Here is a 15,934-nt window from a genome sequence, read left to right on the forward strand (position 1 = left end):
GATGCACGAGGAAGCGGGCACGCCGGAATTTTGGGATCATTACAATCGCCTGCTGAAGGGAAAACCAGCGCCAGCGCCGGTGAAACGCAATTTTGAGGCGTTGATTCTTAGCTACTACGAGAGCGACGCCTACAAGAAGCTGAAGCCCCGTACGAGATCCGACTATCGGCGCTATATCAGCCACATTCGTGAGATCTGGGCCGACAAAGACCCGGCTAGGATCGAAACCCACCACATTTATGAACTGCACCGGGCAAATGCGGATCACTGGCGGCAAGCCAACTATCTTGTCCAGGTCATGGTCGTCTTGATGAATCACGCCCGGTTGATCGGCTTCATCAAGAAAGAGCACGGCAATCCGGCGAAGGGCATTCCGCTCTTCAAACAGCAGAGTGATGGCTGGGAACCTTGGCCAGATGATGTTCGTGAAGAGTTCGAAGTGCTGGCTTCAAAGCGGGCGCGGCTGGTCTATGAGCTTTGCGTTGGTACAGGCCAGCGTATCGGCGATGTAGTGAAAATGAAGTGGGCACACTTTTCCGACGCAGGGTTCGATTTCACTCAGGGTAAAACCGACAAGCCGCTGTGGATCCCGCTTACCGACCGGCTGAAGGCCCATCTCGACGGAATTGCGCGAACAGACGGCACTGTTGTGACCGACGCGAAGGGTCGACCAGTGAGCTACCGTATAGTCGCCGAGGAAATGCGTGCCATCAAAAAGAAGATGAAGCACGAGAAGGCGAGCTACTACAAAACGCACGGGCTCAGAAAAAACGCAACGATCGAGCTTTATCTGGCTGGATGCGATGACGAGATGGTCAAAGCTGTCACCGGTCATTCAGGCGTTGAGATGCTGAAAAAATATGGCGGGCCGATCCGGCAAAGAGAGCTGGCGAAGCGCGCCCAAGAGGCAAGAAATCAAATGGAACGAAGCAAGACCGAAACGTGAAAGTTTCAACGCTTGTTTCAAAAATGGCAGTGAAGGAGAAGGGGAATGACGCAAGTCATTGATTTTATTGGAGGCGAGTACCGGAATCGAACCGGTGTACACGGATTTGCAATCCGCTGCGTCACCACTCCGCCAACTCGCCTTTTTAAGCAATATCAATAACTTGCCGTGGTGTGAGGGGCGTTCTATCAGCTTTCAGGATGAACGTCCATAGCCTTGAGGGCGATTATTTCTGTCTTGTTTGGAAATTTGACAATACCCCAATGGTACGTTTTTGCCGCGCCCGGAAATGCAATCTGGCCCGTTGCTGCAGGCAGGCGGATGTGGCAAAAGCCAGATAACAGTCTGATAAGGAATGAGCGATCACATGACAGATTTCGCAGCCCGGCGCCTTACGATGGTTGATACTCAGGTCAGGCCCTCGGATGTGACCAAGTTCCCTATCATTGATGCGATGCTGAGCGTTGCGCGCGAAAATTTCGTGCCGGATGCGCAACGTGAGGCAGCCTATGTTGGTGATCTGGTCGAGTTGGGTGATGGACGTTGTCTGCTTGAGCCCAGGACGCTGGCTAAGATGTTGGACGCAGTCAACATTTCCAATGATGAAGTGGTGCTGGATATCGCTCCGGGGCTGGGTTACTCAACCGCAATTGCCGCGCGAATGGCAGAGTTGGTTGTGGCAGTGGAATCCGACCCGGCATTGGCGGCCGAAGCTCAGACGCTTCTGATGGAAGCTGACGTAGACAACGCTATTGTTCATGAAGGACCGCTTGAACAAGGCGCGGTTGAGCATGGACCCTACGATGTGATCATGATTCAGGGTGGGGTCGAGCAGCTTTCAGACACTTTGCTGGATCAACTCAAGGATGGGGGCCGGATCATTTGCCTGTTCATGGAGGGTGATCTTGGCACGGTTCGTATGGGTCTCAAGTCCTCAGGCCGTGTCTCGTGGCGATTTGCATTCAATGCTAGCGCACCGATTTTGCCCGCATTTTGCGCTGAGTGTGCATTTTCGCTATAGTTGGCAATAGAAGTATTTTGATGCCTTGATTACTTGAAAACACCGGCGCAAACTGCGCTGGTGGTTGCGTAATTTCGATTTGAGAGGACTTAGTTATGCGCGGGATGACGACAGGAAAGCTGGTCAAAGGCCTGACTTTGGCTGCTGGTGTTGCATTAAGTGTGATGCCCGGAAGGTCGGTTTGGGCAGATAATCTGACCGATGCATTCATCGGCGCGTATAACACCAGCGGCCTGCTTGAGCAGAACCGTGCCTTGTTACGCGCAGCGGATGAAGATGTCGCCATTGCGCTCTCAGCGCTGCGTCCGATCATCAACTGGACCGTGCGGGTGAGCCGGGATTACACGCGCACCAATACGAGCAGCTTGATCACGACGCGCGAGCCTTCGAGCTTTTTTTCCGGTCTCACGCTGAGCCAGTTGATCTATGACGGTGGCGCTTCCATCCTTGGCAAGCAATCGGCGCAGGAAACTGTGCTATCCACCCGTCAGTCTCTTATTGATATTGAACAACAAATCCTGATCAGAGCCGCGAACGCCTATCTAGGTGTTCTGCTGCAGGAAGAAACGGTTGCGATCCGCCAGAACAACGTGGAAGTGTCGGCGGAAGAACTGCGCGCATCACAGGATCGCTTTGAAGTAGGTGAGGTTACACGTACCGACGTTGCCCTGTCCGAGGCACAATTGGCCAGCTCTCAGGCTGATTTGGCGGTCGCACGTGGTAACCTGAGCATTGCTCAGGCTGAATACGTAAACGCCGTTGGCAAGACACCTGGGCGGACGGCTGGTCAGCCAAGGCTGCCCAACCTGCCGCGTTCAGAGGCGGATGCGGTGAATTTGGCTCAGCGGAACCACCCTGCGATTCTTTCCGCACAGCATCAGGTGCGTGCGCTGGACCTGATCGTGCAGCAGCAGCGTGCAAATCTGGGTCCGAATGTCAGCCTGAATGCGGATGCGGGCATTACCGAGAGCTACGACAATGACGATTACATCAACGATGCGACGATCTCACTGAACTTCAATCAGCCGATCTATTCCGGTGGCGGTCTGGCGGCAGCGGTGCGTCGTGCGATGGCAACTCGTGATGCGTCGCGTGCCAACCTTCTGAACGTTCAGAAAGACATCACACAAGGTGTTGCCGATCGCTATGCTGCGTTTCAGGCGGCAACTGCAAGCCTGCGGGCGTCAACAGAACGGGTTCGTGCTTCGCAGGTGGCGTTTGACGGTATTCGTGAAGAAGCAACGTTGGGTGCACGGACGACCTTGGACGTCCTGAATGCCCAGCAGGATTTGCTGGACGCGCAATTGGCCGAGGTAGCATCCCGGACCGAGCGGTCGCGGGCTGCATATGAACTGCTGCAAGCCCAGGGGCTGTTGACGGCAGAGCGTTTGGGTCTTGCAGTGCAGATCTATGATCCGACCCTGTATTACAACCTCGTGAAAAAGGCGCCGTCGCAGGTCAGTAAGCAAAGCCGCGATCTGGATCGAGTGCTCAAGGCATTGCGCCGCGACTAAAGGGCATCGCTACCTGTTGTGGCGCTGGCTCAGATTGGCTACAATCGGGCCTAGGTTAGAGCGGTAGAAAATAATGTCAGATCGTGTTGTAAGCGCCAATATTCAGGACGTTCTTTCGTCGGTTAAGCGAATGGTCGACGAGGACGCGCATGACGAATCAGAATTCATATTTGTTCCGACGGCCCCGGCTGCCAAGCCGGGCCGGTTGGTTTTAACGGATGCGCTGCGCGTCAGCAATGAACCGCTGATCGCCAAGAAGGCCGCGCCCTTGAAACTGATGCCCCAGCATAGCGCGGGTGACAGTACCCCAAAGCAGGCCGCAAATGCGCCAAGCAACCCTGCCGAACCGATGCGGCTGCAACCCAGCGATATTGTGCGCGCTGGTGATGTCGACGCCAAGGCAGACGCACCAAAGCGCGACCTAGCGGGAAGCCTCAGCGCCAAGATTGAAGCTTTGGAAGCTGCTATCGCGCGCACCGAGGATCAGTGGGAGCCCGATGGCGAGAGCGATGACGACTACTCTGGCACCAAGACGCAGGCTGTTGAATGGCCGGCAGACAGAGCTTTTGCGCAGTCTCAGGCGGCTGAACCAAAATCCGAAGCCACATTTATTCGCGACCCGGAGGTGGTGGAAGATATGGCACAGAAGCCGACCGATGCGACAATCGGAGAAGAGGAATTGCGCGAACTCGTCGCCCAGATCGTCCGGGAAGAGCTGCAGGGCGCGCTGGGCGAACGGATCACGAAAAACCTGCGCAAGATGGTTCGGCGTGAGATCACGCGGGCGATCGCCGCAGCGGATGTTGACTGAGGTCTAAATGGTGCGTGGCGTCTGCGCCATCGCGAGAAGCAGATCCAGATCCATATGCTGTTCCAGATGGTCAGCAAGGTCGTCCAGCACTTGTTCGACGCCGTCTTCGTAAGCTGTTTCCGATGTCACGCCCAGCTCTGCCAGATAGCTGGCGCGAAACGTGTCCGAGGTGAAAATCCCATGCAGATAGCTGCCGCGTATGCGCCCATTGGCGCTGGCGGCACCTTCCGGGCGACCTTCGATCTGCAGCCAGGCCCGAGCGCAATCCGGGCCATCAGTACGGCCCATGTGGATCTCATATCCGCTGACGGGTTCATGACCGGGCAGGGCGGTTGCTGAGCGCAGGATAACCTGCTTTTCTCCGGCCATTGTGGTGCTGACATCCAGCAATCCCAACCCTTCGACCTGACCGGGGCGTCCATCGACGCCATCGGGGTCCGAGATGGTTTTGCCCAGCATCTGATAACCCCCGCACAGGCCCAGAACATGACCCCCGCGGCGGACATGGGCATAAAGGTCGATATCCCAACCCTGCGCCCGGAAATAGGCCAGATCGCCGATTGTAGACTTGCTGCCCGGCAACAGCACCAGATCAGCATCTCCGGGCAGGGGACGGCCTGCTGGGATGATCTGGACCGTAACGCCCGGTTCGGCGGAAAGCGGGTCGAGATCGTCGAAATTGGCCATCCGCTCAAGCTGAGGCACAGCGATCTTGCATGCCCCTCCGGTATGAGAGCGGATGTCCATCATGTCTTCTGCCGGCAGCTTCCATGCATCATGGAACCAGGGCACCACGCCCATACAGGGCCAGCCGGTCCGGGATGCGATATCGTCGCGCCCTTCATCGAACAGGGAGACATCGCCTTTGAAGCGGTTGATGGCAAAACCCCGGATCATCGCAAGGTCCCCGGCCTCCAAGACGGCTTGCGTCCCCACGATCTGAGCGATCACGCCACCCCGATGAATGTCGCCCACCAGAACCACCGGAACCTGTGCGGCACAGGCAAATCCCATATTGGCGATGTCACCCTTGCGCAGATTAGTTTCTGCCGGACTACCCGCGCCTTCGATCAACACCAGATCAGCGTCGCTGCAAAGCCTTTCAAAGCTTTCCAGAGCTGCCCCCAGCAGCTTGGACTTGTCCTTGCGATAATCGCCCGCTTTCATCGTGCCTGCGCGCTGGCCCTGAAGAATGATCTGCGCGCCGGTATCGGTTTCGGGTTTGAGCAGGATTGGGTTCATATCCGTATGCGTCGGTCGTTTGGCCGCCCGCGCCTGCAGGGCTTGCGCGCGCCCGATTTCGCCGCCGTTTTCCGTAACAGCGGCATTGTTCGACATGTTCTGCGGCTTGAACGGAGCCACGCGCAACCCGCGTCGCGTATAGGCACGGGCCAACCCGGCCACCAAAACCGATTTGCCGACATTGCTGCCGGTGCCTTGAATCATGATGGACCGCGCCATGGCCTGTCTCCTATGCTCGGGCGCAGATGACCTGATTTAAGGCCAAAGGAAAAGCCCCATATGAATACGCCTGCGCATCTTTTGATCGGTGCTGCTGTTTTTGCGCGCCCAGCCCGGGGCGCGACGCTATGGGCAGCTCTGTTTGGGTCCTTGTTGCCGGATTTGTCGCTATACCTGATGGCCGGCGTTTCGCTGCACATCCTGAACATCCCGGCACAGGTGGTGTTTGATCAGCTTTACTTTTCACCCGCGTGGCAAACCGTATTCGCCATCGATAACTCGTTCATTTTGTGGGGAGTGGCACTTGCACTCGGGTTGTGGCGCGGCTGGCACCTGCTGACCATTGGCGCATCCGCAGGGATACTTCATTTGGTGATGGATTTCTTATTGCACGCAGGCGATGGCCGACCGCAGTTCTGGCCGATCAGTTCATGGGTCTTTCACAGTCCGATCAGCTATTGGGACAGCACACATCATGCAGCTTGGATCGCGCCGATCTCAGTGACGATTTGCATTGCCGCCTATGTGGTGCTTTGGCAGCGCGGCCTGTCGGTTTCGGCAAAACTGTTCTTTGCGCTGTTACTGGCGGCCGAGCTTTGGGTGGCGTGGCAATGGATCATGTATTTTTGATCTGACCAATCAGCCCAAAGAAAAACGCGCCCCGATGTCAGGGCGCGTTTTTTCAATCGGATGCGAGCGTCAATCAGGCCGCTTCGGCCTGCTGAGCCGCATTCCGGCGCTCGCTTTCTTCGCGGGACAGCGCGACAGACGTCCGCACACCGCGGCCAACAAATTCCATTAGCCCGCCAACAACCCGCTCATTCGGGTCGATGCCGGCGCACGATAGTACTTCGCGCCCATCGCGCGAACGTGCCCAACGGGCAATTTGTTCCGGTCCGTTGCCATACTTCTTGTCGTCGGCGATGGCATCATCCAGAGCAGCCAGTACAACGGCTGCGAAAAGTTTGCGTGCACGATTGCCTTGTTCGTTGTTAAAGGCAGTGCCGTCAACGAAATCTCTCATCTCGTCTTTCCTGTTTTTCTTGCTCTTGCAATTTTCGGCGTGACGGTCCTTATGACCTATTACATGCGATTCGGATACACCTAAAATGCATAGTTGCGTTGCGTCATTTGCATGGCTCGCTGCAGGTGCAGCACTAGGTTTCGTTGTCTTGTCAGGTGTAGTCACGCCAGATATAGGGACGAGAACTGACGCATCAACCGTTTGTGAAGGATTTAAGTCATGCCCAAGATAAATGGGAACGAAATTCGCCCCGGCAATGTGCTTGAGCATAATGACGGACTGTGGGCGGCGGTCAAAGTGGATCACGTAAAGCCCGGCAAAGGCGGCGCTTTTGCCCAGGTCGAGCTGCGCAACCTGCGCAATGGCTCAAAGCTGAACGAACGCTTCCGTTCGGCCGACAAGGTCGAACGCGTGCGCCTTGAGCAGAAGGATCAGCAGTTCCTGTACGAATCCGATGGCATGCTGGTGTTCATGGATTCCGAGACCTACGAGCAGATCGAACTGCCTTCGGAACTGCTGGGTGAGCGCCGCCCGTTTCTGCAGGACGGCATGACCATCGTAGTGGAGTTTTATGAAAGCGAGGCGCTGAACGCCACGCTGCCCCAAAAAGTGACCTGCAAGATCGTCGAGACCGAGCCGGTTGTGAAGGGTCAGACTGCGGCGAACTCGTTTAAGCCAGCGGTTCTGGACAATGGCGTCAAGGTCATGGTGCCACCTTTTATCGGGCAGGATGAGATGATCGTAGTGAATACCGAGACTATGGAGTATTCCGAACGCGCGTAAGCGGACGATAGTTCGGTGCAAAAGGGTCGCTCTGCGGCCCTTTTTTAGGTCCGAATGCGATAGCGCTCGGGATGATCTCCAAACAGCTCCAGCATCAGTTCGTACTTGATGCGATTGGCGCTGACCTGTCGGTAGAACGCGATCAAGAAAGCGGTCGGGCCTTGAATGCGTCCGAGACCGCTTATCGCGGCCACGACTGTGCCGACATCGGTTTTACCCTGCAACACCAGCCAGCCGCCCAGCATCAGAATCCCAACAGTCCCTGCGCCATTGATGACACTCAGCAGGAACTTGGCCGAGAGTTTCCAGATGAACATCTTGCGGCGGGTCTCGAATATCTCGTCAAACTGTTTCTCAATCGCTCGCGATGCCGCCTCGATATCCTCGTGCGTCAAGCGGTCGGTCGCGCTGCGCAGGATTCGAACACGCTCGGCCACGAAGATGTTCACTTTTCGCTGAGAGGCCAGAACGATAATGATCTGCGGAACGATCATGGAAAGTGCGATCAAGCCCAGCCCCGGTTGGGTGGAAGAGATGTAGCCGATTACGCTGATCAATGTGCCGATTTGCACTACAGGATCGGAAAACGCACCGCCTGCGAACTTGCCCAGCTCTTCCGCCTCAGCAGATACGGCCGTTGTCATCGTGCCCGAACGAAGGTCTTGCCCCTCTTCGCTGAGATCGATTGATCGGGCAAGCAACCGTCCCCGGATCAGTCGGATGATGTCCTCGCCCAGCGTTCCAGAGCGATACCCGAGCACCCATTTCAACGTAAGGCTCAACAGGATGACGCCCATCATCCCGGCGCCCAGCAACAGCAGGCGATCCACTTCGATGCTATCAGATGTCAGGTGATTGACGATGTCGCGCTGGAACTCAAGCGGAGCAGCCGCCAGCGCAGCCACCGCCAATGACAGCAGAATAAGGATGATTTGCCGTCCGGCGCTGACACGCCATATCGCGGTATAGAGGCGAAACATGCACGTATCCCGTTAGGCCAATTGCAGTCAGTGATAGCGCGCGGCCCGGCAGCGTCAAATACGCAAACAGTTTCAAAAGAATGGGCGTGCCGGTTCAGCAACAAAATCAACCTGGCAGTTTTAGCGTCGCGCCACCCGCCTGCATGTCGTCCCCCGCGCGATCCAGCCGAAGGTATGCGATCGCCTTTCCGCCAGACTGTGTAAACAACACCCCGGCGGGTTTACCACTGGAGTGAATCTCGGTCCCGACCGGAGCGGTGCCCGCGATCTCGACAACGCGCAGACTTTTGCGCAACTCGGTCTTGTGCTTCATGCGCGCGGTGACCTCTTGTCCGACATAGCAGCCCTTCTTGAAGTCCAAGCCATTCAGCGCCTCGAACCCGGACTCAAGAATATAGCTGTCTGGCGTCAGTTCGATGCTGGTTTCGGGGATACAGTGACGGACGCGTATCGCATCCCAGTCCGTACCGTCATCACCTTCCGGAGCGGTAGAATAAGCGCGCCATCCCAGATCAGGATGCCGCGGGTCGGGTAGGGCGCCTTCGGGCGCGGGGCCGGTGCCGCGTTGTACGTTCAGGTCGGTCTGGTCGATGGTCACATCTGCACGCAGCTTGTACATCGTCAGTCGTTTGGCAAGCCCGTCGGCCAGCACTTCGGCCACATCCAGCAGCACCGACTCACCGTCTCGTTTGAGAAAGAAGTCAGCCAGGTACTTGCCCTGTGGGGTCAGAAGGGCGGCGTAGACCAGCCCGTCGTCCAGCCGCTGCACGTCATTTGTGATCAGCCCCTGCAGAAAGCTATCAGTATCCTTGCCGGTCAGGCGCAGAATGCGGCGATTGGACATGGGTTGATCCTCGTCAATTCGTCTGGCTTCGTGATATAGGAAATCGCGCCGCCATGACCAGAGGGTTTCAGACGTGTCCGCCCCGATCAGCATCGTGATTCCGACCCTTAACGCGGGGCATTCCCTGCCGGGAACGCTGCAGGCTTTGATGGAAGGGCTTCATTCGGGCCTGATCCGAGAGTTAATCGTGACCGATGGCGGCTCAGAGGACCCAACACTTGAGATGGCGGATGAAGCCGGAGCCATGATCGTAACAGGTCCGGCGTCAAGGGGAGGGCAGTTGCAAAGGGGGTGTGCCAAAGCATCTGGCGACTGGCTGCTGATCCTGCATGCCGACACCGAGTTGCAGTCAGGCTGGAGCGCCATCGTGGCAGAGCATCTGCGTTCGCACAGGCCAGCAGCCTTCCGATTGCGGTTTCGCGTCAGTGGGATTGGTGCCCGCTGGGTTGCTGGTTGGGCCAACCTGCGTAGCAGAGTGTTTGGTTTGCCCTACGGCGATCAGGGGCTGTTGGTACGCCGCAGGGATTATGACTCTGTCGGAGGATTCCCAGATCAGCCACTGATGGAGGATGTCGCCTTGATCCGCGCTTTGCCGCGCCCGGTGCTGTTGAAAGCAGACGCGGTTACGAGTGCGGAACGCTATATCCGTCAGGGTTGGTTTCGGCGGGGCGCGCGGAACCTTTGGACTCTGGCGCGGTACTTTCTGGGGGCTGATCCGCATCTGCTGGCGCAGTCGTATCGGCGTTGAAAGCTGTGCGTAGCTCAACGATGGATTTGCCCAGACGGAACGGTGCAGCAAAGCTTACCAGACATAGGGCAATGATCTGCAGTACCAAAATATGCGCATTCGCCTGCAGATATTCCCATTCATCCTTGAGCTTGCCGACCTGTTCGATCAGATCGTCATAGCTTTGGGCCAGGATCAGATAATCACCGGCAATCGCAGGCACCTTGCGCCGCATGTTGTCAATAGCGGTTTGTGTATCATCGTCCAGAGATGTGAAGACGAGAAATTGATCGATGCTGAAGGCATCCGCTTTCGCGGCCATCTCGCGGGCCTCATCCATGTCATCACTCGACGTGCGGCCGAATAGAAAATGCAGGCCTTGAAGCGGGGCTACTTCGTTCGTGACCGCGATGAACAACGGTAAATCGGCATTGCTTGCGGTTGAGGCGGACAGAAACTCTACCTTTTCGCACAAAACAGCTGTATCCGGGTCGTAAGCGGGGTCACAGAACCTCAGCCGAAACCGCGCGGCATCACGGTCGAATGCAAGCGTGGCGGCATAAGCAACGTCGATCTGCCGGTCCAGCCGCGAACTGTCCGAGGTGTAAAGACCGGCCAACACGGCGACCAGTGCACCGATCCCACCCAATACGACCCAGACCAGATCCGCCAGTTTCCATGCCCGATGCCCTGCAGGTTTGCGGAAAAGAAATCCTGTGCCAAACAGGCCGATCATAAAGGCCAGTATCAGCAGAGGTAATTGGTTTTCAGCGATGAATGTCATACGCCGGAGTGTACGGTCTGCGCAGCGTCTGACAACAGGGCTCACGCGCAGTTGTACCTTATGAAACGTCGCTACCTGACGTCAGGACCCCGAGCTTTGGCCGAACTTGCGAAACAGCTTCGTCCGGTCAAAGGCCTGCTCTAACTCGTCCGTGCGCTGCTTGACACTGTCCCAGAGACGTTCCTGCATTTCGGCAATGGCGCATTCCAATAGCACCATTAGCGAAGTCATGGAATCCCAGGCCGAAGGCACTGCGATCCTTACCGCAAAGGTGTGTTTCGCCAGCCGGTGGATGGGGGATCGCCATTGATCCGTCAGCAGGACAACCTCGGCCCCGCGTTCATGGCAAAGCTGCCCGATCAACAAAGTAGTGTTCTCATAACGCCGCACATCCAAGGCCACCAGCACGTCGCCTTCGCGCACTTCGAGCAGATCGTGAGTCCACGACGCTGCATCTGACAGCAGCTTCACATCAGGACGGATCATCTGCAGGTGGAGGTAGAGATATTGCGCCAGGGTCCCGGTTATGCGTCCGCCGGTGATGAAAACACGCCGTTTAGGATCGCAAAGCATACGGCAGAAACTGTCAAACTCATCCGGGTCGACCTCATCAATCGAACGCCGCTGGTTCTCAAGCGCTTGGCGGGAGTAGCGGTTGAGAATGTGTTCTTCAGGTAAGTCATTCTGCCAGACATCCCGTTTGGCGACGGGCCCCGAGATCATCTCTTTCACTTCGCTGCGTATCGCGGACTGAAACTGCGGATAGCCATCAAAGCCGGTTTTCTGAAGCATCCGCGCAACCGTGGCGGTCGAAACCGAGGCGATACTGGCCAGCTCGGTAATGCTGCCAAGCCCTGCCATGGGGTAATCATCCAGCAGCACGTTGACCAACTGCCGCTCGGTCGGTGTCATCATTTCGCGATGCGCAAGGAGCCTTTCTGTCACTCGCACGGAATACTCCTTTCCCTTTCTACCCATGTTTATGTGGAAAATTTGACAATGCAATCTGACTTGGGGAATTTTATACAGGAAATTTATTGACAGGTTAAGAACCTCTGTGGAATTTTTTCCAAATGGAATCACGTAGCGCCACTCTCACCTCTGCTCAGCTTGATTTCGGTCCTGTCGTTCACATCGACGACGCGCCGGAAGAGCCTTCGGTTGTGGTGGTGTGCGAACACGCCTCGCATCGTATCCCGGACGGACTGGGGGACATGGGGCTAAGTGCCGAGGCACTGCGCAGCCATATCGCGTGGGACCCGGGCGCGCTACCGGTTGCACAGGCACTGGCCCAGCAGTTGAACGGCGTGCTGGTGCATGGTGGGGTGTCGCGGCTGGTTTATGACTGCAACCGCCCTCCCGAAGCAGCCGATGCTATGCCGGAATGCAGTGAAGACACACCAATCCCGGCGAACCTTGAACTGAGCGCCAATGCGCGTCAGCAGCGGATCGAAGGCGTATATGTGCCGTTTTGCCAAGGGCTGGAGGATGTTCTGATCCGTCATCACCGCACGCTAAAACTCATGGTGACGGTTCATAGTTTCACGCCGATATACCGCGGAACACCGCGCGATGTTGAGCTTGGTTTGCTGCATGGCCAGGACGCCCGCTTTGCCAAGGCGATGTTGGCCAGCGCCGCGCACGAGCTGCCCCTGGTTACTCGATTGAACGAACCCTATTCGGCGGCAGACGGGGTGGCGCACACTTTGGATCTTCACGCAGCGCCCAACGGATTGTTGAACGTCATGATCGAGATCCGGAATGATCTGATTCAGACGGCCGAGCAGCAGCGGGTCATGGCCGATTGTCTGGCCCCGTGGATCAATCGTACCATTGCTCCGTTTTGTAGCGGGGTGGGCGAATGATCAAGGCAATGTCAGCATATGTGCGTGTAGTCGATGCGGTGAACTACCGGATCGGGCGGGTCATGATGTGGGGCCTGTTCGTGATGATGGGCATCCTGCTGTGGTCCTCGATCTCGAAGACCTTCTTTCTGCCTTCGCTCTGGACGCTAGAAATGGCGCAGTTTGCGATGGTGACTTATTACATCATGGGGGGTCCGTATTCGATCCAACTGGGTTCGAACGTGCGAATGGATCTGTTTTATCATAATTGGAGCCATCGCCGGAAAGCCTGGTTCGATGCCTTCACGGTACTGCTGCTGATCCTTTATCTGGGTGTAATGTTCTACGGTGGGCTTGGATCCACGGCGTACAGCCTGGGCTATTGGGGTGATGAGCCTGTCGCCTATTTCACAGGCCTTCTGACCGGCAGCGAAGAGGTCGGACGGCTTGAACGATCCTCCACCGCGTGGCGGCCATACATCTGGCCGGTCAAGGCGATCATGGTCTTCGGCTTCTTCCTGATGCTGCTGCAGGCGATATCAGAATTTTTCAAAGACATTGCGCGGATCAACGGGCAAGAGATCGGGGCAGCGCGGGCATGAGCCAGGAATTTATCGCAATCTTCATGTTCGCTTCGATGATGCTGATGCTGTTCACCGGGCAGCGCGTCTTTGGTGCAATTGGTGCCGTCGCAGCCATTGCGGCACTGGCGCTCTGGGGGACAGGCGGGCAGGACATTCCGTTTTCGGCGGCGATGAAGCTGATGAAATGGTACCCGCTGCTGACCCTGCCGATGTTCATCTTCATGGGCTATGTCCTGAGCGAAAGTCGTCTGGCCGATGACCTCTATCGCATGTTCCACGTCTGGATGGGGCCGGTGAACGGTGGGCTTGCCATCGGCACCATCGGTCTGATGGTGCTGGTCTCGGCGATGAACGGGCTTAGCGTGGCCGGTATGGCCATCGGGGCGACGATTGCGCTGCCTGAACTGCTGCGGCGCGGATACGACAAGACCATGGTGACGGGGGTCATTCAGGCCGGGTCGAGCTTGGGAATTCTTGTGCCGCCCTCGGTAGTTCTGGTGCTTTATGCCATGATCGCGCGGCAACCCGTCGGTCAACTTTGGCTGGCAGGCATTGTGCCGGGGCTGCTGATGGCGTCTTTGTTCATCCTCTACATCTGGATTCGTTGCCGGCTTCAACCGCATCTGGGACCAGCGATGGAAGACGCGCACGAGGTCCCGAGGTCCGAGAAACTCCGTCTGCTCTGGGCCGGGGCACTGCCATTGATGATTTTCGCTGCGATGATGCTGCCGTTCGTGAACGGTTGGACCTCATTGGTAGAAAGTTCGGCCATCGGAGCGTTGGCGGCGCTTGTGGCGTCAGTCCTCAAACGTCGGATGACGTGGAAGATTTTCGAGGACTGTACCAAGCAAACCTTGGCCATCTCGTGCATGTTCATGTGGATCATCCTTGCGGCGCTGGGCTTCGGCGCGGTGTTTGACGGGCTGGGCGCGGTCAAGGCCATCGAGAACCTGTTCACCGAGCAGTTGGGGCTGTCACCGTGGCTGATCCTGATCCTGATGCAGCTCAGCTTTATCATCATGGGCACGTTCCTGGACGATACCGCAATGCTCGTCATCGTGGCGCCACTCTATGTGCCGCTCGTGGGGGCGCTTGGCTTCGATCTGATCTGGTACGGTGTACTTTACACCATCACCACCCAGATCGCGTACATGACGCCGCCCTTCGGCTATAACCTGTTCCTGATGCGCGCAATGGCTCCGCCAGAAATCAGTCTGCGCGACATCTACCGCTCAATCGTGCCCTTTGTCGGGGTGATGATCCTGGCGCTCGCAATAATCATGATATTCCCCGAGATCGCCTTGTGGCTGCCCGGGTATGTTTACGGAAACTAACCAGAAGGCCCGACACACGGGCACCCAAACTTAAACGGAGAGGAAATTGACATGACGACAAGACGTAAGTTTCTGAAAACTGCGGGGGTAGGGGTTGCGGCGGCACCTTTGGCAACGCCTGCACTGGCGCAAAGCACGATCACATGGCGGATGCAGACATATGCCGGTCCTGCACTGGCCGAGCATGTGATCGACCCGGCTATCAAGATGTTCAACCAGATCGCCGGTGACCGTATGCAGATCGAGCTGTTCTACGCCGATCAACTGGTCCCGACCGGAGAGCTGTTCCGCGCTATGCAGAAGGGAACCATCGACGCGGTTCAATCGGATGATGACTCGATGGCCTCGCCCACCGAAGTCACTGTTTTCGGCGGCTACTTCCCGTTCGCTTCGCGCTATTCGCTGGACGTGCCGGTGCTGTTCAACCAGTGGGGCCTGAACGAGATCTGGGATGAAGAGTATTCGAAGGTTGGCGTTAAACACATCAGCGCCGGCGCGTGGGACCCGTGTCACTTTGCGACCAAGGATCCGATCAATTCGCTGGAGGATATGAAGGGCAAACGCATCTTCACCTTCCCGACAGCAGGCCGGTTCCTCAGCCAGTTTGGCGTTGTTCCCGTCACGCTGCCGTGGGAAGACATCGAAGTTGCAGTTCAAACCGGCGAGTTGGACGGTATTGCCTGGTCGGGCATCACCGAAGACTACACCGTGGGTTGGGCGGATGTGACTAACTACTTCCTAACCAACAATATTTCGGGGGCCTGGGCCGGCCACTTCTTTGCCAATATGGATCGCTGGAACGAGCTACCGGAAGATCTGCAAACTCTGTTCAAGGTCTGCTGTGACCAGTCGCACTACTACCGCCAGTGGTGGTATTGGGGCGGCGAGGCCAACCTGCGGGTTAACGGTACCAAGATGCAATTGACGACCATCCCGGATGAAGAGTGGGCGACGGTTGAAGAAGCTGCTGTTAAGTTCTGGGACGAAATTGCTGCGGAATCCGAGACCAAGGCAAAGGTCGTGGATATCTTCAAGCGCTACAACGCCGAAATGCTCAAGGCCGGGCGGCCCTATCGTTACGGATAAAACACTGGACCGGCCCGTTCTTTCGCGGGCCGGTCGTTACAGGGACAAAGAATTTTCGTCGAAAATTCTCGCATATCACAGAGGTATTGCATGCTGACATTTGAGCATTTGAAGGCTGAGGTTTCGTCTGGCGAGATTGATACGGTATTGGTTTGTCTGGTTGACATGCAGGGCCGTTTGATGGGCAAGCG

At 56.8% G+C, this 15,934-nt stretch carries 16 protein-coding genes and 1 tRNA gene; 11 read left to right on the forward strand and 6 right to left on the reverse strand.

Annotated features, from left to right (window positions below; translation table 11 throughout):
- The first annotated feature begins 1 nt into the window (after position 1).
- The gene (locus tag ACR0BI_RS14660) at positions 2–946 is read left to right on the forward strand and encodes a site-specific integrase (protein ID WP_480470250.1); all 945 of its coding nucleotides are present in this window, start codon (positions 2–4) and stop codon (positions 944–946) included.
- Positions 947–1,014: 68 nt separating this feature from the next.
- Here the strand turns inward: ACR0BI_RS14660 and ACR0BI_RS14665 are convergent.
- Positions 1,015–1,088: transfer RNA gene (locus tag ACR0BI_RS14665), tRNA-Cys, on the reverse strand.
- 225 nt (positions 1,089–1,313) lie between these two features.
- Here ACR0BI_RS14665 and ACR0BI_RS14670 point away from each other — a divergent pair.
- The 3 genes from ACR0BI_RS14670 (at position 1,314) to ACR0BI_RS14680 (ending at position 4,292) form a co-directional block, all read left to right on the forward strand.
- A complete protein-coding gene (locus ACR0BI_RS14670) occupies positions 1,314–1,967 on the forward strand; it encodes a protein-L-isoaspartate O-methyltransferase family protein (RefSeq protein WP_170401191.1) in 654 nt (217 codons plus the stop codon).
- Positions 1,968–2,062: 95 nt separating this feature from the next.
- Positions 2,063–3,481, forward strand: a complete 1,419-nt coding sequence (locus ACR0BI_RS14675; RefSeq protein WP_480562329.1) for a TolC family outer membrane protein — start codon at positions 2,063–2,065, stop codon at positions 3,479–3,481.
- Positions 3,482–3,554: 73 nt separating this feature from the next.
- A complete protein-coding gene (locus tag ACR0BI_RS14680) occupies positions 3,555–4,292 on the forward strand; it encodes a hypothetical protein (RefSeq protein ID WP_170563579.1) in 738 nt (245 codons plus the stop codon).
- Positions 4,293–4,295: 3 nt separating this feature from the next.
- Here ACR0BI_RS14680 and ACR0BI_RS14685 read toward each other — a convergent pair whose 3' ends face one another.
- On the reverse strand, positions 4,296–5,753 hold the full coding sequence (locus tag ACR0BI_RS14685; RefSeq protein WP_480562328.1) for a cobyric acid synthase: 1,458 nt from the start codon (positions 5,751–5,753) through the stop codon (positions 4,296–4,298).
- Positions 5,754–5,813: 60 nt separating this feature from the next.
- On the opposite strand from ACR0BI_RS14685, the gene ACR0BI_RS14690 reads away from it, so the two are divergent.
- Complete coding sequence (locus ACR0BI_RS14690) at positions 5,814–6,383, forward strand: cobalamin biosynthesis protein CobQ (RefSeq protein WP_170391803.1); 570 nt, start codon at positions 5,814–5,816, stop codon at positions 6,381–6,383.
- 73 nt (positions 6,384–6,456) lie between these two features.
- Here ACR0BI_RS14690 and ACR0BI_RS14695 read toward each other — a convergent pair whose 3' ends face one another.
- Positions 6,457–6,777 (reverse strand): DUF6280 family protein, encoded by a 321-nt coding sequence (locus tag ACR0BI_RS14695; RefSeq protein WP_008757056.1) that lies wholly within the window; start codon positions 6,775–6,777, stop codon positions 6,457–6,459.
- 219 nt (positions 6,778–6,996) lie between these two features.
- Here ACR0BI_RS14695 and efp point away from each other — a divergent pair, with 219 nt between their 5' ends.
- A complete protein-coding gene (gene efp / locus ACR0BI_RS14700; RefSeq protein WP_170391801.1) occupies positions 6,997–7,560 on the forward strand; it encodes an elongation factor P in 564 nt (187 codons plus the stop codon).
- A 44-nt stretch (positions 7,561–7,604) separates the two neighbouring features.
- Here the strand turns inward: efp and ACR0BI_RS14705 are convergent, their stop codons facing one another.
- Both ACR0BI_RS14705 and ygfZ read right to left on the reverse strand, forming a co-directional pair.
- Positions 7,605–8,540, reverse strand: a complete 936-nt coding sequence (locus ACR0BI_RS14705) for an ABC transporter transmembrane domain-containing protein (RefSeq protein WP_170391799.1) — start codon at positions 8,538–8,540, stop codon at positions 7,605–7,607.
- A 106-nt stretch (positions 8,541–8,646) separates the two neighbouring features.
- Positions 8,647–9,384: a CAF17-like 4Fe-4S cluster assembly/insertion protein YgfZ gene (gene ygfZ, locus ACR0BI_RS14710; protein ID WP_480562327.1), complete on the reverse strand. Its 738-nt coding sequence runs from the start codon at positions 9,382–9,384 to the stop codon at positions 8,647–8,649.
- A 73-nt stretch (positions 9,385–9,457) separates the two neighbouring features.
- Between ygfZ and ACR0BI_RS14715 the strand changes: the two genes are divergently transcribed.
- Positions 9,458–10,132: a TIGR04283 family arsenosugar biosynthesis glycosyltransferase gene (locus tag ACR0BI_RS14715; protein ID WP_480562326.1), complete on the forward strand. Its 675-nt coding sequence runs from the start codon at positions 9,458–9,460 to the stop codon at positions 10,130–10,132.
- A gap of 844 nt (positions 10,133–10,976) precedes the next feature.
- On the opposite strand, the gene ACR0BI_RS14720 is transcribed toward ACR0BI_RS14715, so the two are convergent.
- Positions 10,977–11,840: a MurR/RpiR family transcriptional regulator gene (locus ACR0BI_RS14720; RefSeq protein WP_255611699.1), complete on the reverse strand. Its 864-nt coding sequence runs from the start codon at positions 11,838–11,840 to the stop codon at positions 10,977–10,979.
- A 128-nt stretch (positions 11,841–11,968) separates the two neighbouring features.
- On the opposite strand from ACR0BI_RS14720, the gene ACR0BI_RS14725 reads away from it, so the two are divergent.
- Genes ACR0BI_RS14725 through ACR0BI_RS14740 form a run of 4 tightly spaced genes read left to right on the forward strand, consistent with a single transcriptional unit; the run spans position 11,969 to position 15,743 of the window.
- Complete coding sequence (locus tag ACR0BI_RS14725) at positions 11,969–12,760, forward strand: N-formylglutamate amidohydrolase (RefSeq protein WP_480562325.1); 792 nt, start codon at positions 11,969–11,971, stop codon at positions 12,758–12,760.
- On the forward strand, positions 12,757–13,341 hold the full coding sequence (locus tag ACR0BI_RS14730; protein WP_480562324.1) for a TRAP transporter small permease subunit: 585 nt from the start codon (positions 12,757–12,759) through the stop codon (positions 13,339–13,341). The genes ACR0BI_RS14725 and ACR0BI_RS14730 overlap by 4 nt, the downstream gene beginning before the upstream one ends.
- A complete protein-coding gene (locus ACR0BI_RS14735; protein WP_170391787.1) occupies positions 13,338–14,657 on the forward strand; it encodes a TRAP transporter large permease in 1,320 nt (439 codons plus the stop codon). Before ACR0BI_RS14730 ends, ACR0BI_RS14735 begins: the two co-directional genes overlap by 4 nt.
- A 51-nt stretch (positions 14,658–14,708) precedes the next feature.
- Entirely contained in the window at positions 14,709–15,743 is a 1,035-nt protein-coding gene (locus tag ACR0BI_RS14740; RefSeq protein WP_170391784.1) for a TRAP transporter substrate-binding protein, read from the forward strand.
- Positions 15,744–15,934: the final 191 nt, after the last annotated feature.

This window comes from Ruegeria sp. E5 (assembly GCF_056534105.1).

Bases quoted from the DNA above. Each gene is read 5' to 3' on its own strand.
- ACR0BI_RS14740 (WP_170391784.1), top strand. From the start codon at position 14,709: ATGACGACAAGACGTAAGTTTCTGAAAACTGCGGGGGTAGGGGTTGCG.
- ACR0BI_RS14730 (WP_480562324.1), top strand. From the start codon at position 12,757: ATGATCAAGGCAATGTCAGCATATGTGCGTGTAGTCGATGCGGTGAAC.
- ACR0BI_RS14690 (WP_170391803.1), top strand. From the start codon at position 5,814: ATGAATACGCCTGCGCATCTTTTGATCGGTGCTGCTGTTTTTGCGCGC.
- ACR0BI_RS14735 (WP_170391787.1), top strand. From the start codon at position 13,338: ATGAGCCAGGAATTTATCGCAATCTTCATGTTCGCTTCGATGATGCTG.
- ACR0BI_RS14675 (WP_480562329.1), top strand. From the start codon at position 2,063: ATGCGCGGGATGACGACAGGAAAGCTGGTCAAAGGCCTGACTTTGGCT.
- ACR0BI_RS14725 (WP_480562325.1), top strand. From the start codon at position 11,969: ATGGAATCACGTAGCGCCACTCTCACCTCTGCTCAGCTTGATTTCGGT.
- efp (WP_170391801.1), top strand. From the start codon at position 6,997: ATGCCCAAGATAAATGGGAACGAAATTCGCCCCGGCAATGTGCTTGAG.
- ACR0BI_RS14685 (WP_480562328.1), bottom strand. From the start codon at position 5,753: ATGGCGCGGTCCATCATGATTCAAGGCACCGGCAGCAATGTCGGCAAA.
- ACR0BI_RS14660 (WP_480470250.1), top strand. From the start codon at position 2: ATGCACGAGGAAGCGGGCACGCCGGAATTTTGGGATCATTACAATCGC.
- ACR0BI_RS14695 (WP_008757056.1), bottom strand. From the start codon at position 6,777: ATGAGAGATTTCGTTGACGGCACTGCCTTTAACAACGAACAAGGCAAT.
- ACR0BI_RS14680 (WP_170563579.1), top strand. From the start codon at position 3,555: ATGTCAGATCGTGTTGTAAGCGCCAATATTCAGGACGTTCTTTCGTCG.
- ACR0BI_RS14705 (WP_170391799.1), bottom strand. From the start codon at position 8,540: ATGTTTCGCCTCTATACCGCGATATGGCGTGTCAGCGCCGGACGGCAA.
- ygfZ (WP_480562327.1), bottom strand. From the start codon at position 9,384: ATGTCCAATCGCCGCATTCTGCGCCTGACCGGCAAGGATACTGATAGC.
- ACR0BI_RS14670 (WP_170401191.1), top strand. From the start codon at position 1,314: ATGACAGATTTCGCAGCCCGGCGCCTTACGATGGTTGATACTCAGGTC.